Origin of the sequence: Aeromonas sp. 2692-1, from assembly GCF_013085505.1 — a bacterium.
Taxonomy (GTDB): Bacteria; Pseudomonadota; Gammaproteobacteria; order Enterobacterales; family Aeromonadaceae; genus Aeromonas; species Aeromonas hydrophila.
Genome location: NZ_CP038513.1, coordinates 3,860,052 through 3,884,517 on the forward strand (window position 1 = coordinate 3,860,052; position 24,466 = coordinate 3,884,517).

Below are 24,466 nucleotides of genomic sequence, written 5' to 3' on the forward strand. Positions count from 1 at the left end.
GCAAGGACACGCCAAATGACCAACGCAACAACCATCACCATGGACCAGGGTATGGCCAACCAGGCTTCCCAAGCCATGCAGATCCAGACCTACTGCAACAGCGTCAAGCAGCAGGTGCCGGTGGACTTCAGCCAGTTCCCGAACCTCAAGGACAACCAGACCCAGATCAACCAGGGGCTCGATCTGGCGAAGGGGCACGCCGATCTCTATCTCAATACCATCCAGCCGCAGATCATCACCAACATCAGCAACATCTCCAACTACTTTGCCCTGCAAAACGCCATTCCGGCCGTGCTGCCGCCCGGCTCCACCAAGGCGCAGTGGCTCAGACAACTGAGTGTCATCAAGGAGCAGGCCACCGAATATCAGCGGCTCTCCTCCGACACCCGCCTGGTGATCGTCAATCTCAACAACAACCTCATCACCGACTCCAGCAACTTCCAGGGTATCGTGGTGAACCTCAACAGCAAGGTGCAGGGGGATAACGGGGTGCTCGCCCAGCTCAACGGCGACATCGACAAGGTGAACGCGGCCATCGACGGCGCCATCGCCGGCATCGTCGCCGGGGGGCTGCTGGTGATTGGTGGCGCCTTCGTCACCGCCATCGGCGCCGTGGCTGACTTCGTCACCGCCGGCACCTCGACCCCGGTGGTCATCGGCGGGGTTGCCATGATGGTGGCCGGGGCCGGCGGTATCACGGCTGGCGCCATTGTGCTGCACAACTCGCTGGGCGCCCGCCAGGATCTGTACCAGAAACGCAGCAGCCTCAACAGCGAGGTGCTGATCGCCACCCAGATCGGCAACGGCTACAAGGGGTTGCAGGTGCAGGCGCAAAACGCCGTCACCGCCGCCACCCAGATGAGCAACGCCTGGGACTCCCTCACCTCCGATCTGGGCAGCCTGATCACCGACCTGGACAAGGGGATCACCAGCGGCGACGACATCCGTCAGCTCTGGCTGACCGCCGCCGACACCACGGTCAAGACGGTGCTCACCGACGTGACCACCATCAAGGCCCAGATGGCCGGGGTGAGCCCGCTGCAAGTGCCGCAGACCGACACCATCGCCAACTTCGTGGCGCGCCTGGCCGCCTAAACCCCGGGAGGGCGGCCTAGCCGCCCTCTTTCATAAGGAGACCCCATGAGCAACGGCATTCTTTCCCAATCCATTGCCAACATGCAGCAGGCCGAAGCGACCATTCAGTCCTTCAGCGGTCTGCCGCAAAACGCCGTCAATATCCAGCAGAACGTCGGTGAGGTGGTTGCCGCCCTGCTGCCCCAGGTGCAAACCATGCAGCAGCAGGTCCTGGCATTTGCTGCCCGCCTGGAGCTGCAACTGACCCAGCAGCTGGCCAATACCGGCCCCTTCAACCCCGATGCGCTCAAGGCGTTCGTCGATCTGGTCCAGCAGGAGATCACCCCCATCCAGACCCTGACCGCCCAGACCCTGACCGCCAGCCAGACCGCCAACGATCGCATCACGCAAGACAACATCGCGTTGCAACGGATCGGCGTGGAGCTGCAAGCTACCATCGCCGGGCTGCAATCCAATCTGGACGGCGCCCGGCAGGAGCTGGACTCCCTCAACAAGAAAAAACTCTACCTGCTGGGGCTGGGATTGCTGGGACTGCCGGGCCTCATCGCCCTGGCCGTCACCCTGACACAGACCCAGAATAAGGTGAGCAGCCTGGAGGGACAGGTGAACCAGATTGAGGGGCAGATCCAGCGTCAGCAAGGCTTCCTCGGCCAGACGACGGCCTTCTCCCAGCAGTTCGGCTCCCTCATCGATCGGGTCAGCAAGGTCGGCAACACCATCACCCTGCTCGGCGGTGACATTGCCAACGTCGCCCGCGATGCCGGGCAAGGAGATCCGGAGCTGGCGCGGCTGTTCTTCACCGCCGCCCTCACCGAGGTGCGCACCCTGCAAGTGGACGCCTCCTGATACCCCAGCAACAAAAAAGGAGAGGCCAAGGCCTCTCCTTTTTCATAGTGCGCGTTTCATGGTGCGCGGGACCATTGCCGCCCCGCCACGTTTGCCCCAAGCGGCTTAGTGCAGCTTCAGGGTCGGACGCAGCACCCGGTTGATGCGGCCCACCAGCATGATGAGGCCGGTCTTAACGTAGCCGTGCAGGGCAATCTGGTGCATCCGGTAGAGCGAGATGTAGACCAGACGGGCGATGTAGCCCTCCACCATCATGGAACCGCGCATCAGGTTGCCCATCAGGCTGCCCACGGTGGAGAAGCGGCTCAGGGATACCAGCGAACCGTGGTCGTGGTAGAGGTAGGGCTTGAGCTCGCCGCCGTTCATCTTGGCCAGGATGTTCTTGAACGCCTGGGTCGCCATCTGGTGGGCGGACTGGGCGCGCGGCGGCACGAACTTGCCGTCCGGCTGCGGACAGGCGGCGCAGTCACCGATGACGAAGATGTTCTCGTCACGGGTGGTCTGCAGGGTCTCTTTCACCACCAGCTGGTTGATGCGGTTGGTCTCAAGACCGGCGATATCCTTCATGAAGTCCGGCGCCTTGATACCGGCCGCCCACACCATCAGGTCCGCTTCAATCAGCTCGCCATCCTTGGTGTGCAGACCGTCGCTGGTCGCTTCGGTGATCATGGTGGCGGTACGCACGTCCACGCCGAGCTTGACCAGCTCCTGATGGGCAGCGCCGCTGATGCGCTCCGGCAGGGCCGGCAGGATGCGGGGGCCCGCTTCCACCAGGGTCACCTTCAGGCTGTCGGTGGTCAGGTTCTTGAAGCCGTAGGCATAGAGCTGCTCGACCGCGTTGTAGAGCTCGGCAGAGAGCTCGACACCGGTGGCGCCGCCGCCGACGATGGCAATCTTCACCTTGTCGCCCGGCTGGTATTCGGTGGCGAACTGCAGGAAGCGGTTCATCATGCTGTTGTGGAAGCGGTGCGCCTGGGAGGGGCTGTCCAGGAAGATGCAGTGATCCTTGATGCCCTTGGTGTTGAAGTCGTTGGAGACGGAACCGATGGCCATCACCAGGTAGTCGTAGGGCAGCTCGCGCTCGTTGACCACGATGTCGCCGTTATCGTCGACGATCTTCCCCAGCACGATGCGTTTCTCGTCGCGCTTGATGTCGGTGAGGGTACCCAGCTGGAAATCGAAGCCGTGGTTCTTGGCGTGGGACTGGTAGCTCAGGGCATCGATGCCCGCGTCCATGGAGCCGGTGGCCACTTCGTGCAGCAGGGGTTTCCACAGGTGGGTACGGTTGCGATCAACCAGGGTGATCTTGGCCTTGTTCTTCTTGCCCAGCTTGCGGCCCAGGCTGGTGGCCAGCTCCAGACCGCCTGCACCACCGCCGACGACAACAATATTGGTCATGGTTAATTACCTCGGTTCCATTAAAGCGAAGGGAGCCATCGGCTCCCTTGATAGTTGAATCCATGACGTGACGATCAATCAGGCTTCTTTGAAAGCCTTCATCTGTTGCAGGTGATGAGAGATGTTCTTGAACTTGTGCGTCTCTCGCTCATCCCACACGATGTTGTAATAATTCTTCAATTCACGCTCAGTTTCGCCATTATCGCGCACTTCATCCTGAACGGAAAGGATGCAGAGGCAATTTCCTGAATTTTTACTACGAAATTCAGACACACATTTGGTGCCGATATCCTCGTACTCTTCCGGTCGGTCGATCTTGCCCTGCATGGTGATTTCGGGGTGCAGGTTGGGGTTGAAGATCACCTGCTTGATGCCGCACAGGAAGCCGATGCGCTCGCTCCAGTACCCACCCAGCCCCACCCCGCAGATGAGGGGCTTGGGATCGGTGCTCATGTCGAGCTGCTTCTTCACTTCCTTGAGCAGGTGGCTCATGTCATGACGGGGGTGAACCGTGCTGTAGTGCACGAAACGCACATCATCATCAATAAACTGCAACTGCAGCACTTTCTCGTGATTGCCCGGGCTGGTGGCATCGAAGCCATGCAGATAGATGATCATGGATAAGACCTCAGGATCTGTGTCGGTTTTATCGAAACTACCCCAGCGGCGGGGCCCTGCGCCACCAAAACATCCTACTTTCTTGCTTTGGATCACGCCCTCGGTTACGGATGAAACCAGACGGCGCACCGCCGTCCGCTGCCGGCTATCAATCTGAGAGCCCGGCCGACCGAAATGATAACCGGGCTACCAATCTGAAAGCCCGGTCCCATCGACTGGCAAACGATTGTCAGCCGTCGGCGCGAGCAAGCGTGATCCCGCCTGCAAAAATGCGCATGAACAGGGCCAACAGACACCCATGCCTGCCGGCTGAGCACGGTTCCTGCACTCTCCCTGCGATACCGCGTGAAGGCAACCTTCGCCTGCGCGGCCGGATCCAGGGCGACCCGGACCCCATCCATGAACGGGGCAGCCAGCCTGCCCCATCTTGCCCGGCCAGAGCCGCCGGGTCGCAAGGAGTGATCTGTTCATGAACCAGACCCAGCCCCCCGGGGCGGCCAAGGGCCGCGCCATCGACGAAGTGGAGCGCCTGCTCCCCCCCGGCCAGCTCTTTACCCTCGGCCTGCAGCATGTGCTGGTGATGTATGCCGGCGCCGTGGCGGTGCCACTGGTCATCGGCGGCAGCCTGGGGCTGCCCAAGGATCAAATCTCGTATCTCATCAGTTCGGATCTCTTCTGCTGCGGCATCGTCACCCTGCTGCAGTGCCTTGGCATCGGCCGCTTCGCCGGGATCCGCCTGCCGGTCATCATGTCGGTCACCTTCGCCGCCGTCATGCCCATGCTGGCCATCGGCGCCAACCCGGCGCTGGGGCTGACCGGCATCTTTGGCGCCACCATCGCCGCCGGCATCCTCTCCACCCTGATGGTGCCACTCATCGGCCGCTTGATGCCGCTCTTCCCCACCGTGGTGACCGGGGTGGTCATCACCTCCATCGGCATCAGCATCATGCAGGTGGGCATCGACTGGATGGCGGGGGGCAAGGGCAACCCCGAGTACGGCAGCCTGCGCTACATCGGCACCAGCTTTCTGGTGCTGGCCTTCATCCTGCTGGTGACCCGCTTCACCAAGGGTTTTTTCAGCAACATCTCGGTGCTGCTCGGCATCCTGTTCGGCTTCGGGGTGGCCATCGCCATGGGGGAAGTGAGCCTGGACGGCCTGAGTGAAGCGGCCTGGTTCGCCCCCATAGTGCCGTTCGCCTTCGGCTGGCCCACCTTCGATCCCATCTCCATCGCCACCCTCACCGTCATCATGCTGATCACCTTCATCGAGTCGATGGGGATGTTTCTGGCGCTCGGCGACATCGTCGGCCACCCGGCCAGCCGGGGCGACATAGTGCGCGGCCTGCGGGTGGATGGCATCGGCACCATCATCGGCGGCATCTTCAACAGCTTCCCCCACACCTCCTTCTCCCAGAACATCGGCCTGGTGAGCGTGACCGGGGTGTCCAGCCGCTGGGTCTGCGTCATGTCGGGGGGATCCTACTCGCCTTCGGGCTGGTGCCCAAGATGTCGGTGCTGGTCGCCTCCATTCCCCCCTTCGTGCTAGGAGGCGCCGGCATCGTGATGTTCGGCATGGTACTGGCCACCGGCATCCGCATCCTGGCCAGGGCCGACTACAACAGCAATCGCCACAACCTCTACATCGTCGCCATCAGCCTAGGCATTGGCATGATCCCCACCGTCTCCGGCCACTTCTTCCAGCACTTCCCCGCTGCCCTGCAACCGCTGTTTCACAGCGGCATCCTGCTGGCCACCCTCAGCTCGGTGCTGCTCAACCTCTTTTTCAACGGCTACCAGCCGGACCTGCGCCACCAGCCGAGGCCCCTGCTGGTGGGGCCGGTGCGCCCGCCCGCTCAGCCGCAGCCAGGCAAAACCGCCCCATAAAAAAACCGCCGGGCAGTATGGCTGCCCGGCGGTTTCATTCAGCAAGCCTGTGTTAGCCGCGGGTCTGGGCGAAACGCTCCACTGCCGCTTCCACCAGCGCCAGGCTGCCCTGCCAAAAGACGGGCTGGCGGATGTCCTGGCCCAGGTGCTTGGCCACCAGCTCTTCTGCGCTCATGCGGCCGGTATCGCGCAGCAGGTCGCGATAGGCCTGGGCCACGTTAGTTTCCCCCGCAGCCTGACGGCTCATCAATTGCTGATAGACGCCGAGACTGAACAGATAGCCGAACAGGTAGGGGTAGTTGTAAAAACCCAGCCCCGCGATGGAAAAGTGCGCCTTGGCCGCCCAGAACAGGGGGTGATAGCGGCACAGACTCTGTTCGTACCAGCGGCCCCAGGCCTCGTCGGTCAACGCCTTGAGCCGCGCCGGCGAGACATAGCCCGCCGCCCGCTCCGCCACCAGGGCGCGCTCGAAATCGAAGCGAGCAGGGATATTGACCAGGAAGGTGGCGGCGCCGTCGGCTTCCGCCCAGGCGATGGCCTGCTGCTCTTCGGGAGTCTGCGCCTGCTCGAACAGGGCACTGCGCACCAGGGTCTCGGCGAAGATGGAGGCGGTTTCGGCCAGCGTCATGGGGTAGCTGCGCTGGCTCATGGGCAGATCGCGAATGAGCCAGTTGTGCCAGGCGTGGCCGAGCTCGTGGGCCAGGGTGATGACGTTGTCCATGGTGCCGGCATAGGTGATGAAGACCCGCGGCTCCACCGGCTCGGCAAACTTGGTGCAGTAGGCCCCGGTGCGCCGGTTGGGGGTGGGCGCGGCATCGATCCACCCCTTTTCAGCCATCATGCGGGCAAACTCGCCCATCTCGGGATCAAAACGGGAGAACGCCTCGGCGATGATCTCGATCGCCTCCTCGAACGGGATCTCGCGGCTCACCGCGGCCGGCGGCGGGGCAAACAAATCCTCCGGCCCCAGCTCCTCGATGCCGAGGCGCTCGGCCATCAGCCCCAGCGCCCTCTGACCGAGCCCGCGTGCGCGCCAGGTCTCCTGCATCAGGGTATCCAGGGTCGCCCGCTCAATGTGGCTCTGATGGCAGGAGAGATCGAGCGCATCGAGCTGGCGGCTGCGACCGCGCTGGCGCGAAAGCTCAAGCCGCCAGCCATTGATGGCGTTGAGGATGGCGGCCACCGTCTCCTGCTCCCCCTCCCAGCCGGCGCTGATGGCATCGAACGCTTCCCGGCGCAGGGCGCGCAGCGGGCTGGAGAGCAGGTTGCTCGCCTCGGCCAGCCCCATCTCGCGGCCATCGATCACCAGCCGGATCTTGCCCACCAGATCGTTGTAGAGGTTGCCCCAGGCGTGCAGGCCGTCGGTGCCAAGGCCGATCACCAGCTGCTCCGCCTCCACCGGCAGACGCTGATCCTGCAAGCGGCGCTCGTGACGCAGCCGGTACGCCTCCTCCCCCAGCAGGGAGTCGGCCATCAGCAGCTCGAATTCAGCCTCCGGCAGGGCCAGCATCAGATCCTCGACCGGGGCCAGAGTCTTGAACAGATCGGCATTGAGGGCGCGGGCGCGGGAGGCAAGCTGCTTGGCCAGCTCGTCGCGGGCATCCTGACTGCCCCGACAGGCCGCCAGCACGGCCAGGTTCCAGCCGATGTTGCGAATGCGCTGGGCCCGCAGCCGCACCTCGCGCAGAAAATCCTGCAGCGCCTGCGCATTGGCCCGCACGGCGCCAAGCCCCCCGAGGAACAGGCCGAGCTCGTCCAGACTGGCGCGCGCCAGGGCGAGATCCGCGGCCACCTGCGGGCAGTCGAGGGCGGGATAGATATGCTGGTTTTGCCACTGTTGTGGGTAGATTCGTTGCTGCATCAAATGCTCGTCATCAGGTTGCGGGGCCGAGCCCCTTTGAATGCGCGTGGCGAGCCACAGGCCCAGCCACCAGGATAAAAACCGCCGGGCTGCCTACACCAGCCGCTCGAGGCGGGCGACCGCCTCTTCCACATAATCGAGGCTCTCCTGCCAGAAGGCGGGCTCGCGTATGTCGACCCCCAGGTGCTTCTCCACCAGCTCTTCTGTGCTCATGCGGCCGGTGTCGCGCAGCAGCTCGCGATAGGCGTGGACGAACTCGCGCCCCGCCCGCGCCTGCTGGGCATAGAGCCCCAGGCTGAACAGGTAGCCAAACAGATAGGGGTAGTTGTAGAACCCGAGCTCGGCGATGGAGAAGTGGCCCTTGCTGGCCCAGAACAGCTCGTCATATTGACTCAGGGTGTCACCATACCACTGCTGCTGCGCCGATTTCATCATCTGCCGCAGCTGGCCGGCCCCCACGTAGCCCTCCTCCCGCGCCGCCACCAGGGCCCGCTCGAAGGTAAAGCGGACCGGCACGTCGAGCAGCAGGCTGGCGGCGCGCTCCCCGTCCAGCCAGGCGATGGCCCGGCGCTGCTCCATGTTGTCGGTGGCCGCCAGCAGGGCATCGCGCACCAGCGCTTCGGCAAACAGGGAGGCGGTCTCCGCCAGCGTCTTGGGGTAGTCACGCTGCTCCAGCGGCAACTCCCGCAGCAGCCAGCTGTGCCAGGCGTGGCCCAACTCGTGAGCGAGCGTGATGACGTTGTCCAGGGTCCCCTCGAAGGTGAGAAACACCCGTGGCTCGGGCGGATCGGCATACTCGGTGCTGTAGGCACCGCTGCGCCTGTGTTCGCTCGGGGCGGCGTCAATCCAGCCATTGGCCGCCATCATGCGGGCAAAGGCCCCCATCTCGGGGTCAAACCCGGCGAAGGCGTCGGCCACCAGGGCCAGCGCCTGCTCGAAGCTGATCAGGCCGCTCGTCGCAGCCGGCGCCGGGGCATAGAGATCCCAGGGGGCGAAATCACTAATCTGCTGGGCGCAGGCCATGGCGCGCAGGGCACGTTGCCCCAGCTCCTTGTGCTCGCCGGCCGCCGTCATCAGGGTCTCCAGGGTGACCCGCTCCAGGTGTCCCTGATGGCAGGAAACGTCGAGCGCATCCCACCTGCGTGCCCTGCCACGCTGGCGGGTCAGCTCGTTGCGCCAGCCATTGATGGCGTTGAGGATGGCGGCCACTGTCTCCTGCTCCGCCCCCCAGGCGGCCTGGATGGCGTGCCAGGCGGCGGCGCGCCGCGCCCGCTGTGGGTGGGCCAGCAGGTTGTCTGCCTGGGCCAGCCCCATGGGCTGCCCCTCCACCACCGGCCTGAGCCTTCCGACCAGGTTGCCGTAGAGATCCCCCCACCCCTGCAGGCCGTCCACGCTCAGCCCCGCAATCAGCTGCTCGCTCTCGAGCGACAACCACTGATCCTGCTGGCGCCGGTCGTGACGAATGACGTAGGCGAGCTCGAACAGCTCGGGATCCTGCAGCAGGGCGCGTACCTGCGCCTCGGGAGCGCGCACCCAGAACAGGGTCACCGGCTTGCAAAGCTGGGCCAGGCTCGCCTGCAACTGCTGGCCACGGGAGAGCAGCACCCTGGCCGCCTCGTCGCGCCCATCCCGGCTGAGCCGGTTGTAACCGTAGATCTGGCAGTTCCACTCCAGCCTGCGCACCTCGCGCCAGCAGGCCCGGATGACCCGAAGCAGATGGCGCAAGGCATTGATGTCGTTGGTCTTGGGTAGTTCATCCAGCAGGGGTGGCAGGCGGTTAAGGGCCTCGCGGGCACGCTGGAAATCGGCGTCGATCGCCGGGCAGTCGGGGGCGGCATAGATGTGATCATCCAGCCAAACGGGTGGTTTCATGACCTTCCTTGTCTGTTTGCGTCCATGTGGGCTGACCCCGCCTCTGTGAGCGGGGGTCAGCCGGATAGTACGAAGGGGGCAGGCCCTTGCCTAGCCCCCATCCGAGGCAACAGACGAGACAGTATCTGACGGGAGCCCCCCATCGCAGGGATATGCCCCGCGAGGGTCAGCCCGCCGCCACTATTTGGCGGGCTTGAGCTTGCTCACCAGGGTCATGGCCAGCACCAGCACCAGCCCGGCCACCACGCCGGCCACGGCGTTGAGCAGGGTCGGTGTCACCAGCGCGAGGGCGGCGCCGACCGCAGGCAGGGTAGCCACGGCGGTGGCGGCCCCTTCAATCAGGTGGTGCACAAAAGGCCAGCCGTGCACCAGGATACCGCCCCCCACCATGAACATGGCGATGGTGCCGACCAGTGCCAGCAGGTGCATCAGCCGCGGCGCCGTCACCAGCAGCCCCTGCCCCACCGCCCGGCGCAAGGCACTGCCATCGGGCTTTTGCAGCAGGTGCAGGCCGATGTCGTCGAGCTTGACGATGAGCCCCACCAGGCCGTAGACCCCCACCGTCATCAGCAGGGCGATGCCCGCCACCACCGACAGCTGCAGCGCCAGGCTCGCCCCCTGTACGGTACCAAGGGCGATGACGATGATCTCGGCCGACAGAATAAAGTCGGTGCGAATGGCCCCCTTTATCTTCTGCTGTTCAAACGCCACCAGATCATCGGGAATGGGTGCGGTGTGCGCCTCCCCCTCGCTCGCCTCATGGGGCAGAAACTTGTGGGCCAGCTTCTCGGCCCCCTCGAAGCAAAGGTAGGCGCCCCCCAGCATCAGGAGCGGAGTGATGAGCCAGGGTACCAGCGCACTGATGGCGATGGCGGCAGGCACCAGAATAAGCTTGTTGCGAAACGACCCCTTGGCCACCGCCCACACCACCGGCAGCTCCCGCTCGGCGCGCACCCCGGAGACCTGCTCGGCATTGAGGGCCAGATCGTCCCCCAGCACCCCGGCGGTCTTCTTCGCCGCCATCTTGGTCATCAGCGCCACGTCGTCGAGCACGCTGGCAATATCGTCGAGCAGGGCCAACAAACTGGTTCCGGCCATATCAGAGAATCCTTATGTCAGTAGAAGAGAGCCTCCCGCAGCACACCACGCCCTTGTTGGCCACATCATCAGCGCCACACCATCGAGTACATTGGCCATGTCATCCGACAGGACCAGCCAACCGGTTCCGGCCGAAGGGGGATCCCTATTGCGGGAAAAGATGGCACAGTGTAACGAGAAGCCGCCCGTTCGGCAGCAACCACATCAGGGTCATTTGGCCTTGATTCATCCGGTGCCCGCAGGCCCAAGGAGTATTCCATGCAACCCTGGCAACCGCTGATCACATTCTGGTTTGGCGAAGAGACCGACGACGTCACCCGCGCCAAACGCCAAGTGCCCCTCTGGTGGGGCAAAAACAGCGACACCGACGCCCTGCTCGCCAGCCGCTTCGGTGACCTGGCGGTGGCAGCCGCTGCCGGCGAGCTCGCCCACTGGGCCGATTCGGCCGAGGGCCGGCTGGCCCTTATCCTGCTGCTGGACCAGCTGCCGCGCAACATCCATCGTGGAACTCCCGCCGCCTTTGCCCAGGATGCCAAGGCGCGGGACCTCTGCCTCAAGGGGCTCTCTCTGGGGGCGGATCTGGCGCTGCCCCCGCTGGGACGGGTCTTTTTCTACCTCCCGCTGGAGCATGCCGAATCCCGCGAGCAGCAGGCCAGAAGCGTGACCCTGTTCGAGGGGCTGGCGGCCGAGCAGGCAGACGGCCCGGCGCAGGAGACCTTCGCCGGCTTTGCCGACTTTGCCCGCCGCCATCAGGTGATCGTCGAGCGTTTTGGCCGCTTCCCCCACCGCAACGCCATCCTGGGCCGCCAGGACACGGCCGAGGAGGCCGCCTTCTTGCTGCAACCTGGCTCGGGCTTTTGAGCCTCATTTCAGCTGCGCATAAAAAAACGGGCCCGAGGGCCCGTTTTGCATGGGAATGGCGGGGTCATGCCGCCTCCGCCAGCTCCTCTTCTTTTTTCTGGTAAGCCTGCGGCGAGAGGCCCAGCAGCTCCTGCACGGTGGAGGCCACCGTGATGGAAGAGATGGTGCCCACCAGGATGCCGGCGAACAGGGTGAAGGAGAAGCCGTAGAGGGCGTCGCCACCGAACAGCAGCAGAGCCCCCACCGTGAACAGGGTGGTGCCCGAGGTGATCATGGTGCGGCTGAAAGTGGCCTTGATGGCCACGTCGGAGCAGTCGTGGATCCCCATCTGGGTGCGCGAGCTGAGCAAGTCCCGCAAGCGGTCGGAGATGACGATGCTGTCGTTGAGGGAGTAGCCGATCACCGCCATCAGACCGGCGATGACGTTGAGGTCGAACTCGATGTTGAACAGCGCCAGCAGCCCCAGCGCCACCAGACCGTCGTGCAGCACCGACACCAGGATGCCGATGGCTTGGCGCCACTCGAAGCGCACCGCCAGGTAGGCGGAGATGGCGAGCGAGGCTACCAATACCGCCAGCATCCCCTGCTGGAACAGCTCGGCGCCCACCTGGGGGCCGACGATGGTGGTGCGCAGCAGCTCCACCGGCAGGTTGAGCTGCTGACCCAGCATCACCGCCAGCTCCTCGGCCGCCCAGGGCAGCTCGTGGGGCGGCAGCTTGATCAGCCACTCGCCGGGCACGCCGGCACCGTGCAGCTCGACCACGCCCGCCAGGGGGGCCGTCAACAGGGCGTTGAGCTCGTGGGCCTCCTTCAGGGTCTGGATGCGAAACTCCAGCAGGATGCCGCCGGTAAAGTCGAGACCAAGGGAGAGGCCGTTGATGGCGAGCACCGCGATGCTCGCCACGGTCAGCAGCACGGAGGCCCACAGGCCGATGTAACGCCAGCGGGTCAGCCCCATGGCAATGATCATTCTCAGCATTGTTGTTCCCTCGACAGCAGATGGCTCTGGCTTCCCGCAGGGAAGCGCGTGACGCGGGCGCGGAGCAGGCTCGAACGCGCGGCGCGATGACACAGGTGGTGGTCAGTCATGGTCACACCCTCAGCAGCTTGGCGCTGCTCTTGCCCCACAGGGGATTGATGATGGCGCGCGTGCCCCAGATGCCGGTCACCATGCTGGAGATGAGGCCCAGGATCAGGGTGATGGAGAAGCCCTGCAGCGGCCCGGAACCGATGGCATAGAGCACCACGGCGCAGATGAGCGTGGTGATGTTGGCATCGAAGATGGTGCGAAACGCCGAGCGGTACCCAAAGTCGATGGCGTTGGCCAACGAGCCCCCTTCCCGCAGCCGGTCCTTGATCCGCTCAAAGATCAGCACGTGGGTATCCACCGCCATGCCGACGGTCAGCACCAGGCCGGCGATCCCCGGCAGGGTCAGTACGGCGCCCGGCAGCACCGCCAGCATGCCCACCTGCATCAGCAGGTTGGCGATGAGCGCGGTGATGGCGACCCAGCCGAACTTGCGATACCAGGCCATCATGAACAGCATCATGCCGGCCATGCCGAACGCCAGCGCGGTGAAGCCCGCCTCGATGTTCTGCAGACCCAGAGTCGGGCCAATGCTGCGCTCTTCCAGGATCTTGAGGGGCGCGGTGAGGGCACCGGCGCGCAGCAGCATGGCCAGCTCCTGGGCTTCCGGCAGGCTGCCGATCCCGGTGATGCGGAACTGGTTGCCAAGGGCGGTCTGGATGGTGGCGACGTTGATCACCTCGCTCCTGGCCCGCAGCTTGCCTTCGGCATTGGTCTTGTACTCGGTAAAGACGGTGGCCATCGGCTTGCCCACGTTCTGGCGGCTGAACTGGTTCATCTTGCTGCCGCCCAGGCTGTCGAGCACGATGTTGACCTGGGGTTGCCCCATCTCGCCCATGTTGGCGCGGGCATCGACGATGTGCTCGCCGGTCAGCACCGGCTTGCGAGCCAGCCCCACTGCCTGGCCGTTGCGATCCGCCATGAAGAAGCGGCTGTCGGCCTGGGCCTCGTAGAAGGCCAGCGAGGCGGTGGCCCCGATCACCTCTTTCGCCTGCTTGGGATTGTGCACCCCGGGCAGCTCGATGCGGATGCCGTCCTGACCCTGGCGCTGTACCGAGGCCTCGACGATGCCGAGCTCGTTGATCCGCTTTTTCAGGATCGACAGGTTCTGGGTCACCGCGTTGTTGGCCAGCAGGGTGCGCTCGGCCTCGCTCATCACCAGTCGCAGCTCGTTGCCGCTGCGCTTGAGGGTCCACTGATCCTGCCGGGTGCCGGCGGAATCCTTGATGATGGTGAGCCAGGGCGCCTGATCGGCCACCTCAGGCAAAATCACCCTCACCTCCCCTTCGCTCACCCGGGCCACGTTGGCGCCGCGCAGGCGCGCCTCGCGAAACTGGGTGCGCAGCATGTCCACCAGGTTCTTGGTCTGGTTGTCGACCACGAAGCTCAGATCGACCCCGATCAACAGCTGGGAGCCGCCGCGCAGATCCAGTCCGAGCTTGATGGGGGCGGCGCCGAGCTGGCTGATCCAGCCCGGGGCGTTGGAGTAGAACTCCAGGGTCAGCGCCGAGCTGTCATAGCCCTGCTGCTCCAGCAGTTGCTTGGCGCGCTGCTGTTCGACCTGGCTGGCAAACACCAGCTCGACCCGCTCGCCCTGTTGCACCTGTTTGAGTGGCTCGATGCGGTTGTCGGCCAGCAGGGTACGCTGCGCCTCGGTCAGGCTGGTCTGGCCGTGCAGACCGAGGGAAGGCTGCTCACCGAAGAAGGTGGGCAGGGAGTAAAACGCAAAGGTGAACAGCATGAGCAGCAGCAGGGCGTACTGCCACATGTTCATGCGGTTCAAGGTGATACGACTCTTTTTTCTCATGAAATCAGCCTCTGTCAGGAGAAGGCTGCGCACTCGCCACGCAGGCGGCACGCAAGAAAATACGAATGAGACAGCGGCCCGTTCACACGCGGTGAGCAGGCAGCAGGAGGCGATGAGGTGGTGTGAAAAGACCGGACCCCATCGGGATCAGGCGAGGTAACTCTGACAGAAACGGTATTGCAGGTGCTGGCGTTGCAACCGGCGCCGATGGATGGTGGCAAACCGATCGCGGAAACTGTGTTTGCGATAGAAGAGGGCGGCATAGAACAGCAGGCCGCACAGCAGCAGCAGGATCGCCTGCTGGGACCAGCTCATGATCAGCTGGTACACCACGTTGCCGGGCTGATGATCGCTGCGCAGGGAGTGTTCGAGCCGCAGCAGGTGATTCTGGTGGGAGCTGACGAACTTGACGACCCCGTCGTCGCTGTCGCTGGCACTGTGGATCACCGGAGCGCCATCGGTCGGCGCCGCACTCTCCCCCATCAGCTGTACCTGCTGGCTCGACTGCTGGGCTGCGGGCAGCTTGAACCCCTCCACCGAGAGGGTAGAGAACAACAGAGCGAGGGTGATGAGCAGGGTCATCAGCGCCAGTTTCACTTTGTCGGTCAGGCTCAAAAAGTTAATTCCCGCATAATAGAAAGGGCAAACTATCACAGGGGCCCCGCCAGAACAAGGGCATGGGGGCCGGCCGGCCCCCTTGGCACCATTATCCCTCCGACATCTGCCTGAAATCGCGGGCATAGCCCTTGAGCAGACTGTAGAGGTGGGCCCGCTGGGAGATGTCCAGCGACTGGCTGAGATCGCTCAGCCAGTTGACGGTACGCTGGCGCGACTGATCGGTGTAGCCGGTGAAGCGGCCATCCATCAGGCCGTCCCCCTGTTGCAGCAGGGCGGTGAGCTGGGCGCCGAAGTCCTGGCTCTGGCGCTGCTTCATCAGCCGGTCCAGCTCCTTGGTCCAGGCGGTCTGAAACTCAAGCCAGGGGGCCTGCAGCTCGTACTGCCACTGGGCCCACTGGGCCACCAGCGGCGCCTGGGCCGGTTTCACCTCGCCAATCCAGAACACCAGCCGCTCGTTCATCTTGTCGCGAAACTCCTTGAGCATCTCCTCCCTGGGCTTGTCGGCAAACTCCTTTTCCCGTTCCGCCTGGCGGGTGAGCCGGTCCTTCATGAACATGGCCACCTGCGCCTCGGTCAGGGTGCGTGCCAGCCGCACCGCCCGTGGCACCGTGTTCTCCAGGGTACGGGTCAGGCTCTGCTGGGCCGCATCCAGATGGCGGGAGACCTGGGCTGGGGTCATGGGGCTCGCCACCGCCTTGGCCAGCGCATCGAGATCGTCGGCATAACGGGGCACCTCGCGCTGGCGGTGCCAGGCCATCAGCCCTTTCACTTCGTTGTCCAGCAAGCGCTTCTGGCTGCGATCCAGCGAGAAGTAGTCATCCAGCTGCCAGACGATGGCCACGTCGAGCCAGTAATAGACGACCCGGGTGGAGCAGCCAGCCAGCAGCAGACAGAGCAGCAGCAGACTCCAGCTACTGGGCTTGCGCCAGGAAAAGGTGGTCACCATGCAAGGCTCCAATGTTGATGAAACAGGGTTGACGCAACGGATGATTCATAGTGCCTGATGCCTACTCCAGCCGCTGCCGGTTGTGATCGATCAGCGCCTGGTAGTCGGGCCCCGGCTGCTGCTCCGCCATCAGCAGCGCCCACAGCAGCCCTATGTAATCGACCCAGGGCAAAAAGGCCCGGCTCTGAAAACCGCGTGGGCCGACCGGCCCCCCTGCCCGCTCGCAATAGCTCTGCTCCAGCGCCTCGCGCTGGGCATCCTGCCAGTTGTGGGTACGCTGGATGCTGGCCACCTCGAAACCGGGATGCCCGGCGGCGCCATACTCCCAGTCAATGACCCAGGGCCGGCTCCCCAACAAATTAGCCGGATTGAGATCATGATGGCAAGGGAGCCAGCAATCGGCGGGCTCGCGGCTGGCCAGCAGCCCCCGCTCCAGCGCCGGCAGCCAGGTCGGCACTCGGGCCAGCCTGGCACGATAGCCGGCGCTGTGGGCCCGCACCGCCATCACCACGCTCGGCACCGGCAACCGGTGCAACCGCGTCAGCACCCCGGCCAGCAGCACTGGCTGCAACGCAGCCGGGGGCGGCGCCGCCAGCCAGTTCGGCTCGTCGCACCAGTCCAGCAACATCAGGCCAGTGGCGGGATCGCTGTGATGGCAGGGCAAAGCCAGCCCCTGCCCCACGGCCCCCTGATAGAGCTGCCATTCGGTGGCCCGATCGATGCCAAGGCGCACCGGATCGGGGTGGCCCTGGCGCAAAAAGTGACTGCGCCCCGAGGGGAGGCGCAGTCGATAGTTGCAGTTGGTCAGGCCACTGGCCAATGGCTCCAGCCGGCCCGAGCGCCAGGGTGGCGGCAGGCGGGCCAGCAGGGCGCGCTCGGCAGCCGCCAGAGAGGCCTCGCTCGACTTACCAGCCAAAGGTGGACTTCTTGGCCTGCTTGCGGATCTCTTTCTGGTCAGCCCACAGCAGCTCGCCGTTTTGCAGATCCATCAGGTTCATGGTCATCTGGTAGTAGACATCCTTCACCTTGCCGTTGTCCTTGACGATGCTGGCGAGGTTGCCATAGACCATGTAGCGGGCGCCGGTCTGCTTGCCAAGGCGCACCATGGAGGCAGGATCCACCATGCCGCTGCTCTGCTGGTATTCGAGCTGCTGCTTGACCGCCGCCACCTTGCTCATGTCGACGAAGCGGAACTTGCCGGCGCGCAGCAGCTTGGTGCGGATGGTGTCGGTGATGGCCTCGGTGTCGATATGCTCGGAGGTCTTGTTGCGGATGGAGTCCATGAACATCACCGGACGGCCGCCGGCGGTGATCTCGCTGGTGGCCGGCGACGCCAGCATGGAATCCGCCATCTTGTCGGCGATGGCCTGCAGATCGCTGGAACCGTAATCGACGGTCACCGTCTCGGTTTCGGTCGGATCGCCATAGCTGACGGTGGTGCTGGAGCAGCCGCCCAGCAGCAGGGCGCCGGTCAGGATCAGCAGGGCATGATTCATTTTCATCAGTAGGATTCCTCAATCACTTCGCGTACGTAAATCCGGTAGCCCCGGGCGGCCGGGCTCGGCGCCAGGGCAGACAGGGTGCGGGTCTGATAGCCGTGCAGCTTGAGCGGCGTCCAGCCGCGGCCATCACTGGCCACCTCCTGCCCCGCCTCATCATACCAATAGAACAGGTATTGCAGCTTGTTGTCGCCGCGCTGGGTGCTGGCCGCCGCTACATTGACCTGCAGCAGGCCGTTCTGTTCGCGCCGGCTGAGCTCGGTCAGGGTGACATTGACGTTTTGATGCTGCTCCGCCACTGGCGCGGCGCCCGCCGCCCCATAGAGCGCCACGCCGGAGGTATTGGTGGCGCAGCCTGCCAGCAGCAGAACCAGGCCCAGAGCCAACCCATGTGCTTTCATCTTGCTCTCCTTGCCGGCGACCCCGAGGGGCCCGACCGGTCACTCATGTGTATTGCCATCGTTCGCCGTCACAGCGGCATCACCCGCGTCGTCAACCCGGCGCCGAGGCGCTGTACCCAAACCAAGGTGGTGCGTCCCTGATGGATGGTGAGCGGCAATTGCCGCTGCGCTGCCCCCGCACCCAGGGTGAGGGCCACGTCACCCGCAGGCAGCATCCCCTGCCAGCTCGCTGCCTGGGCCGGCAGCGTCAACCAGCTGCGGGTGTCAGCCCGCTCCGAGAGGGTATTGAAGATGCCGACCAGAATGTTGCCCACATCGCCCCCCTCCTTGGCCGCGGTGCGCCGCACCTGCTCCTTGGCCACCAGCCGCAGCGCCTGGCGGGTCAGCATGCCGGGCAGCCGCTCCTGCAGATCCTTGGCTGCCAGCGCCTCCAGCCTGACCAGCTCGCTGGTCTGCTCGACGCGCTTGCCCACCGATACCGTGAGCGGCCCGGTGTCGCTGGCCCGATTATCGTAATAGGGGATGGCGACGGTAAAGGTGCGAAAATCGCCGCCGGAGGTGGCGATAGGCAGCGGCAGGAACAGCTCGCGCCGTGCCGGGATCAGGCCATCTTCAAACAGCACCACCAGTTGGCCCTGATTTTTAGTGAGTGGTGGTGCTTTGCGACCCACCTTTTTCTCGGTCGCGCGGATCTCGTCCGGTGCGCCACGCAGCACAGCCAGACGCAGCAAGGCATCCTGCAGGCTGCGGTTGTCCGGCGCTATCTGGTAGCCGCGCTGGTAATCGACCCAGGCGTCGTTGAGATCCCCCGCAGCCTCATAGAGCACGGCGGAAAAGTAGAAGGTGTAGGCGTTCTGAAAACCGTTCTTGACCCGCCCGATCAGCCGGTCGAGCTCGGGGGCGCCGCGCGACATCAGCTGGCGCATCTCCCCTTCTGCTTCGGCCTCTTCGCTCTCATCCTTTGCCTTGCGCACCTCGTCGGCTCGCCGTTTGAGGGCCTGCTCCTGCACCTGGTTGGCGCGGCGCACCTCCACCAGGGCGCCCTCGGCATCCCCGCGCTGCAGGTAGTTGAGAGCCAGATAGTGGTGCAGCATGGTACGCTCGTAATCGGGCGCCCGATAGGCCATGGTCTGGTCATTGGTCAGCAGGCTGCCCGCCTGGGCCAGCCCCTGGCTGACCCGGTACTCCGCCTGATTGTCTTCCCACGCCAACCGGCTGTCGGCCGCGGCAAAGGCCTGCTTGCTGGCGGCGTCCTGACTCGCCAGCCAGGCGATGCGCCCCTGCTCGAGCCGGTCCAGCACATAGGTATCGTCCCCCGGCGTGGAGTCGCGCACCTCGGGCAGCGCCTCGGCGGCATGACCCAACAACAGCTGGTTGCGCAGCGGCACCATCTGATCGGAATAGGAGACGAACATGTCTTGCCAGTGGGAGGCACAGCCCCCCAGCAGGGAACCGGCCAGCAGCAGGCCGGCCAGAGGAAGACGCGGCATCACAGGCTGAGCAGGGGTCCCAGCGGCTGACCGCCGACCAGATGCAGGTGGATGTGGTAGACCTCCTGCCCGCCGTGGCGGTTGCAGTTCATGATGAGGCGATAGCCATCCTCGGCAATGCCCGCCTCGCTGGCCAGCTTGCGAGCCACGGTGAACATCCGGCCCAGCGCCAGCTCGTGATCCGGCTCCACGTCGTTGACGGTGGGGATCAGCACGTTGGGGATGATCAGGATATGGGTCTTGGCCTTGGGCTGGATGTCGCGAAAGGCGGTCACCAGGTCGTCTTGATAAAGGATGTCGGCGGGGATCTCTTTGCGGATGATTTTGCTGAAAATGGTTTCTTGCGCCATGGATAACTCCTTTATATGAAAAAGAAAATTCAATGCCTGTCTCAAGCGGTTCCAACGCCCGTCATCAAGGCCCGGCAAGTGTGACACAAGCCGATATTTGACACAGCCGTTGTCCCATTCTCTTCAGTTATTGTTAAAAATACCGATAGCCGGAAGACGTCTGCCGACGTTGCTCGCCCACAGTGGTAGCAGGGTATCAAATGGACGGGGTATTCAGGCAAGGGACTTTTGCATATACAGCGGGACAATAATGAAACAAACAATGTCAGACCTCTCCATCTTGCAGAGGGTCTATCTTGGCTTTGCCATCCTGGTGGCCGTGATGGCGGCCACCTCGGTACTCACCTTCCGCAGCCAGAGCGAGCTCAATCAGGCGCTGGATCAGGTCACCCGGCAGACCATGCCGCTGGTGATCGCCAGCAGCCAGACCCAGATCAGCCTGCTCAGTGCCAACAAGTGGCTCACCGACGTGCTGACCGAGCAGGATCTCAAGCAGATCCCGGCCGAAGTGGCCGAGCTGCAGCAGGCCAAGGCACTGGTCGACCAGACTCTCGCCACCCTCGCCCGGCAGGCGGCGGAACACCCGGAGCTGCAGGGGGAGCTCGGCGCGCTCAACCAGCTGGTCAAGGACTACCTGCAGCTGACCGACACCCTGCCCACCGAACACCAGGCCCTGCTCACCCGGCTCTACAAGGTGAACCAGGCCAAGGGCCAGTTCCAGGTCAGCCTGCCCCAGTTCAAGAAGAACCTCGGCGACATGATGATCACCATCGACGACAGCTTCATCAAGATGCTCTCCGAGACCTTGACCACCAAGCTCTCCGCCATTGAACTCTCCACCATGGATGCCCTCAACCAGAGCATCCCCGCCCCCATCGAGGCGGCGCTCAAGCGCAACAAGATGCAGATCGAGGGCTTCAACAGCACCATCAAGGATCTGCAGGGGGAGCTCAAGGATTTTGACAACAACATGGGCCACTACGTGCACGGCTTCGTGCGTGACACCACCGCCAGCGACGGCGTGCTGGCCCAGTACCTGGCGCTGATGCAGCAGCAGGAGCGGATGCGCGAGCAGAGCAAGCAGGCCAGCAAGCTCATCGTCAACATCCAGAGCAAGCTCGAGCAGATCACCGCCCAGAGCCAACAGCTGATGAACAACAGCATCCGTGCCTCCGGCAAGGTGCAGACCCAGAGCACCCTCACCCAGGGGGTGGCGCTGGTCATCGCCATCACCATCGCCATCCTGGTCGCCTACACCCTCGGCAAGGCTATTCGTCGTCCGCTCAAGGAGCTGCTGCGAGTGCTGACCGAGGTGACCCAGGGCGACATGACCCAGCGCATCGGTTTTCGCAGCAACAACGAATTCGGCCGGCTCGGCAGCCAGGTCAACCTGCTGATCGAGCAGATGGGCGAGGTGCTGAGCCAGCTCTCCCAGGCGTCGGCCCAGCTCAACAACGCCGCCCACGACAACCGCCACACCACCGAATCGGTGCGGGCGGATCTGGAGAAACAGCGCCAGGAGACCGCCTCGGTCGCCGCCGCCATGACCCAGATGGAGGCCTCGGTGCGCGAGGTGGCGCAGGCCGCCAACCAGACCCTGGAGCGGGTGATGGACGTGGAGAAAGCCTCCGAGACCGGTCGCAAGGTGATGGCCGGCAACATCACCACCACCCACCAGCTGGCGGGCAAGCTGCAGCAGACCGGCAAGGTGATTGGCGACGTGAGTGCCATGAGCGGCCAGATCGGCAACATCCTCGACGTCATTCGCGGCATCGCCGAGCAGACCAACCTGCTGGCCCTCAATGCCGCCATCGAAGCGGCGCGGGCCGGCGAGCAGGGACGTGGCTTTGCGGTGGTGGCCGACGAAGTGCGCAGCCTGGCCGGGCGCACCGCCCAGTCCACCAGCGAAATCCAGACCATGATCGAGAATCTGCAGCAAGGGGTCGCCAAGGCGGTCACCGTGATGCAGGAGTGCTCCCGCGAGATGGACAGTTGCATGGATCAGAGCTCCCACGCCAACAACGCCATGGAGGAGGTGCAGGGCATAGTGGTGCTCATCAGCGACATGTCGAGCCAGATAGCCTCCGCCGCCGAGCAGCAGCAGGCCACCAGCGCCGACATCGCCACCAACCTCAACCGCATCTCCGACATCTCGGATCTCAACTATCAGGGCATAGAGCGGGTGGCCGAAACCAGCCAGCAGCTCGACTCGCTGGCCGAGCAGCAGGAGAGCCTGGTCAAGCGCTTTAGGCTCAGCGCCTGACGCCCACGCCAGCCCCGGCAACGACAAGGCCCCGCAGATGCGGGGCCTTGTTTTTTACTGGCAAGCGGCGCGGGATCAGGCGTAGGCGATGGCGCCCTTGCCCACCCCTTCATAGGCGACAATCTTGATGAACTTGTCGCCCACGCTCTTCTTCACCTCGCGGGCGATGTAGTGGGCCAGCAGCTCGATGGTGGTGTCGGTGTCGATCATCTCCACCTCCGCCGCCGGCATGGCCAGCTGGAACAGCCCTTGCGGCGCCACATACTTGAAGCCGACATAGTGCTCGCCAGCCTCTTGCAGGATGGCCTTGGCCTGCTCGCTCAACGCGAGATCGCCGAGGGCCACCCGATCCTCGTCGGTCCCCAGGTAGATGTCGGCCCAGCGCTCGGCCCAGTTGAGCTCAAGCTCCTGGTCGCGCTCGCCGTCCACGTGGATCTCGATGGGAGAGCGGTGGCCGTGGGCTATGCGCTGGCAGTTGCCGTCGTGCTTCTTGAGGCCGTGGCTGTAGTGGTAGAAGGCGCCGTCGATGGCCTCCTGGCGCAGGGTCAGCGACAGATCCTTGATGTTGCCCGGCAGCCGTTTGGCCAGCACCGCCAGCAGATAGCGAGTGACGGACTCCTTGTCCACCTGAGGAGCCGGAATGAAGGCGAAGCCCTGGCTCGGACAGCGCAGGTGAATGGAGCGACCCGGCCGCAGCAGATCGACGGTGCTCTCGTCACCGTCCAGCTGAGCCACCTGCACCAGGGGGCACTCGGTCGGCACCAGCAGCTTGTGATCCACCTCGTCGTCGATGATCGACTTGATCAGTTTCTTGACCCGGCCGAAGTCCAGCAACATGCTCATCTCGTTGAGCTCGCCGCTCATTTCGATGTCCACCAGCCAGCTCTCCCCCACCATACCGCGGCGTTCGCACAGGTAGCTGGAGTCGATCACGGTCAAATCTTTTACAAATAACTTCATCAGTCAGGCCTTGCTACAGAGAAAGGGCGGTTTGCGCTATTATGACCCGCGATTATCGGCAAAGGAACTGGAACCCCCCATGAACAAATTGCTTATCAAGAATGCCACCCTGGTCAACGAAGGCCGCATCTATGCCTCCGACGTGCTGATCGAGGGGGAACGGATCGCACGCATCGCCCCGGATATCAGCGCCCCCGATGCAGTGGTGATCGATGCCGCGGGCCGTCACCTCATCCCCGGAATGATCGATGATCAGGTCCACTTCCGGGAGCCAGGGCTGACCCACAAGGGGACCATCGCCAGTGAATCCCGGGCCGCCGTGGCCGGTGGCACCACCAGCTTCATGGAAATGCCCAACGTCAATCCCCAGACCACCACCCTCGATGCCCTCGAAGCCAAATACCAGATAGCCGCCAACTCCTCCGCCGCCAACTACAGCTTCTACCTCGGCGCCACCAACGACAACCTGGAAGAGATCAAGAAGCTCGATCCGAAACAGTCCTGCGGCATCAAGATCTTCATGGGTGCCTCTACCGGCAACATGCTGGTGGACAATCAGGAGACCCTGGCCGCCATCTTCCGCGAGAGCCCGGTGATGATCGTCACCCACTGCGAGGACACCCCCACCATCAAGGTGCTGGAAGACGAAGCCCGCGCCAAGTGGGGCGAGGATGTGCCGATGCGCGAGCACGGCCGCATCCGCAGCGCCGACGCCTGCTACAAATCTTCCAGCCTGGCGGTCTCCCTGGCCAAGCAGTACGGCGCCAAGCTGCACGTGCTGCACCTGACCACCGCCAAGGAGCTCTCCCTGTTCACTGCCACCCCGGACCTGAAGGATCTCAAGGACAAGAACATCACCGCCGAGGTGTGCGTTCACCATCTGTTCTTCAACGAGGCGGACTACGACACCCTTGGCAGCCAGATCAAGTGCAACCCGGCGGTGAAGAGCGCCGCCGACCAGCACGCCCTGCTGGATGCGGTGCGCAATGACGTGCTCGACATCATCGCCACCGACCACGCCCCCCACACCTGGGAAGAGAAGCAGAACAGCTACTTCAAGGCGCCGTCCGGCGTGCCGCTGGTGCAGCACTCCCTGCTGGCCCTGCTGGAGCTCTATCACAACGGGGTATTCTCGCTGGAGACCATCGTCAAGAAGACCTCCCACGCGGTGGCCGAGCGCTTCCAGGTGCAGGATCGCGGCTACATCCGCGAGGGTTACTTCGCCGATCTGGTGCTGCTGGATCTGGGCAAGCCCTACGTGGTCAACGACAGCAACCTGCTCTATCTGTGCGGCTGGTCGCCCTTCAACGGCTACCGTTTCCACAGCACGGTGGAGATGACCCTGGTCAACGGCCAGATCGCCTGGCAAAACGGCCAGGTCACCAACGAGGTGCTGGGCAAGCGGCTCACCTTCACCCGCTGATCCCTCTTCTATGTGCGCCGTCACCACAGCACCATCACAGGCCGCCCACCCGGGCGGCCTGTTTGTTTGAGGCAACGCACGGCCCTGTC

The 24,466-nt window shown here is 64.1% G+C and carries 20 protein-coding genes and 1 pseudogene; 6 read left to right on the forward strand and 15 right to left on the reverse strand.

Translation table 11 applies throughout. The features are described 5' to 3' along the window. The first annotated feature begins 15 nt into the window (after window positions 1-15). Both E5E97_RS18025 and E5E97_RS18030 read left to right on the forward strand, forming a co-directional pair. Window positions 16-1,095, forward strand: coding sequence for an HBL/NHE enterotoxin family protein (locus tag E5E97_RS18025; RefSeq protein WP_016351061.1), 1,080 nt, complete (start codon window positions 16-18; stop codon window positions 1,093-1,095). Between the two features lie 45 nt (window positions 1,096-1,140). Next, the gene (locus tag E5E97_RS18030; RefSeq protein WP_171280707.1) at window positions 1,141-1,941 is read left to right on the forward strand and encodes a hypothetical protein; all 801 of its coding nucleotides are present in this window, start codon (window positions 1,141-1,143) and stop codon (window positions 1,939-1,941) included. 105 nt (window positions 1,942-2,046) lie between these two features. Here the strand turns inward: E5E97_RS18030 and E5E97_RS18035 are convergent, their stop codons facing one another. Together E5E97_RS18035 and ycfP are read right to left on the reverse strand one after the other, a co-directional pair. Continuing rightward, window positions 2,047-3,339: an NAD(P)/FAD-dependent oxidoreductase gene (locus E5E97_RS18035; protein ID WP_039213461.1), complete on the reverse strand. Its 1,293-nt coding sequence runs from the start codon at window positions 3,337-3,339 to the stop codon at window positions 2,047-2,049. Between the two features lie 78 nt (window positions 3,340-3,417). After that, on the reverse strand, window positions 3,418-3,957 hold the full coding sequence (gene ycfP / locus E5E97_RS18040) for an alpha/beta hydrolase YcfP (protein ID WP_016351064.1): 540 nt from the start codon (window positions 3,955-3,957) through the stop codon (window positions 3,418-3,420). A gap of 469 nt (window positions 3,958-4,426) precedes the next feature. On the opposite strand from ycfP, the pseudogene E5E97_RS18045 reads away from it, so the two are divergent. After that, window positions 4,427-5,841: pseudogene (locus E5E97_RS18045) on the forward strand (nucleobase:cation symporter-2 family protein). A gap of 52 nt (window positions 5,842-5,893) precedes the next feature. Here E5E97_RS18045 and E5E97_RS18050 read toward each other — a convergent pair. From E5E97_RS18050 to E5E97_RS18060, 3 genes are all read right to left on the reverse strand, one after another. Continuing rightward, window positions 5,894-7,702 carry a M3 family oligoendopeptidase gene (locus E5E97_RS18050; RefSeq protein ID WP_171280708.1) on the reverse strand — a complete coding sequence of 603 codons (1,809 nt, stop codon included), beginning with the start codon at window positions 7,700-7,702 and terminating at the stop codon, window positions 5,894-5,896. Between the two features lie 93 nt (window positions 7,703-7,795). Next, a complete protein-coding gene (locus E5E97_RS18055; RefSeq protein WP_171280709.1) occupies window positions 7,796-9,574 on the reverse strand; it encodes a M3 family oligoendopeptidase in 1,779 nt (592 codons plus the stop codon). Between the two features lie 180 nt (window positions 9,575-9,754). Then, complete coding sequence (locus E5E97_RS18060) at window positions 9,755-10,672, reverse strand: DUF808 domain-containing protein (RefSeq protein ID WP_016351068.1); 918 nt, start codon at window positions 10,670-10,672, stop codon at window positions 9,755-9,757. Window positions 10,673-10,930: 258 nt separating this feature from the next. On the opposite strand from E5E97_RS18060, the gene E5E97_RS18065 reads away from it, so the two are divergent. Beyond that, on the forward strand, window positions 10,931-11,533 hold the full coding sequence (locus tag E5E97_RS18065) for a DUF924 family protein (protein WP_171280710.1): 603 nt from the start codon (window positions 10,931-10,933) through the stop codon (window positions 11,531-11,533). Between the two features lie 64 nt (window positions 11,534-11,597). On the opposite strand, the gene secF is transcribed toward E5E97_RS18065, so the two are convergent. The 9 genes from secF to hinT form a co-directional block, all read right to left on the reverse strand. Next, window positions 11,598-12,512 carry a protein translocase subunit SecF gene (gene secF, locus E5E97_RS18070; RefSeq protein WP_024944906.1) on the reverse strand — a complete coding sequence of 305 codons (915 nt, stop codon included), beginning with the start codon at window positions 12,510-12,512 and terminating at the stop codon, window positions 11,598-11,600. A gap of 112 nt (window positions 12,513-12,624) precedes the next feature. Further along, window positions 12,625-14,427 (reverse strand): protein translocase subunit SecD, encoded by a 1,803-nt coding sequence (secD, locus tag E5E97_RS18075; protein ID WP_171280711.1) that lies wholly within the window; start codon window positions 14,425-14,427, stop codon window positions 12,625-12,627. A 147-nt stretch (window positions 14,428-14,574) separates the two neighbouring features. After that, window positions 14,575-15,081, reverse strand: coding sequence for a hypothetical protein (locus tag E5E97_RS18080; protein WP_253265101.1), 507 nt, complete (start codon window positions 15,079-15,081; stop codon window positions 14,575-14,577). 52 nt (window positions 15,082-15,133) lie between these two features. After that, on the reverse strand, window positions 15,134-15,991 hold the full coding sequence (locus tag E5E97_RS18085) for a DUF6279 family lipoprotein (RefSeq protein ID WP_043123699.1): 858 nt from the start codon (window positions 15,989-15,991) through the stop codon (window positions 15,134-15,136). A 61-nt stretch (window positions 15,992-16,052) separates the two neighbouring features. Further along, on the reverse strand, window positions 16,053-16,907 hold the full coding sequence (locus E5E97_RS18090; protein ID WP_171280713.1) for a phosphotransferase: 855 nt from the start codon (window positions 16,905-16,907) through the stop codon (window positions 16,053-16,055). Further along, a complete protein-coding gene (gene lpoB / locus E5E97_RS18095; RefSeq protein WP_005302153.1) occupies window positions 16,897-17,493 on the reverse strand; it encodes a penicillin-binding protein activator LpoB in 597 nt (198 codons plus the stop codon). The genes E5E97_RS18090 and lpoB overlap by 11 nt, the downstream gene beginning before the upstream one ends. Further along, window positions 17,493-17,891 carry a YcfL family protein gene (locus tag E5E97_RS18100; RefSeq protein WP_010633660.1) on the reverse strand — a complete coding sequence of 133 codons (399 nt, stop codon included), beginning with the start codon at window positions 17,889-17,891 and terminating at the stop codon, window positions 17,493-17,495. Before E5E97_RS18100 ends, lpoB begins: the two co-directional genes overlap by 1 nt. Before the next feature lie 68 nt (window positions 17,892-17,959). After that, the gene (locus E5E97_RS18105) at window positions 17,960-19,381 is read right to left on the reverse strand and encodes a COG3014 family protein (protein WP_171280714.1); all 1,422 of its coding nucleotides are present in this window, start codon (window positions 19,379-19,381) and stop codon (window positions 17,960-17,962) included. Continuing rightward, on the reverse strand, window positions 19,381-19,731 hold the full coding sequence (hinT, locus tag E5E97_RS18110) for a purine nucleoside phosphoramidase (RefSeq protein WP_010633658.1): 351 nt from the start codon (window positions 19,729-19,731) through the stop codon (window positions 19,381-19,383). Before hinT ends, E5E97_RS18105 begins: the two co-directional genes overlap by 1 nt. A 262-nt stretch (window positions 19,732-19,993) precedes the next feature. Between hinT and E5E97_RS18115 the strand changes: the two genes are divergently transcribed. Continuing rightward, window positions 19,994-21,994 (forward strand): methyl-accepting chemotaxis protein, encoded by a 2,001-nt coding sequence (locus E5E97_RS18115; protein WP_227656830.1) that lies wholly within the window; start codon window positions 19,994-19,996, stop codon window positions 21,992-21,994. A gap of 75 nt (window positions 21,995-22,069) precedes the next feature. Here E5E97_RS18115 and E5E97_RS18120 read toward each other — a convergent pair whose 3' ends face one another. Further along, window positions 22,070-22,954, reverse strand: coding sequence for a 6-carboxytetrahydropterin synthase (locus tag E5E97_RS18120; protein ID WP_029302773.1), 885 nt, complete (start codon window positions 22,952-22,954; stop codon window positions 22,070-22,072). 79 nt (window positions 22,955-23,033) lie between these two features. On the opposite strand from E5E97_RS18120, the gene E5E97_RS18125 reads away from it, so the two are divergent. Further along, entirely contained in the window at window positions 23,034-24,377 is a 1,344-nt protein-coding gene (locus E5E97_RS18125; RefSeq protein ID WP_005302169.1) for a dihydroorotase, read from the forward strand. The last annotated feature ends 89 nt before the right edge of the window (window positions 24,378-24,466 follow it).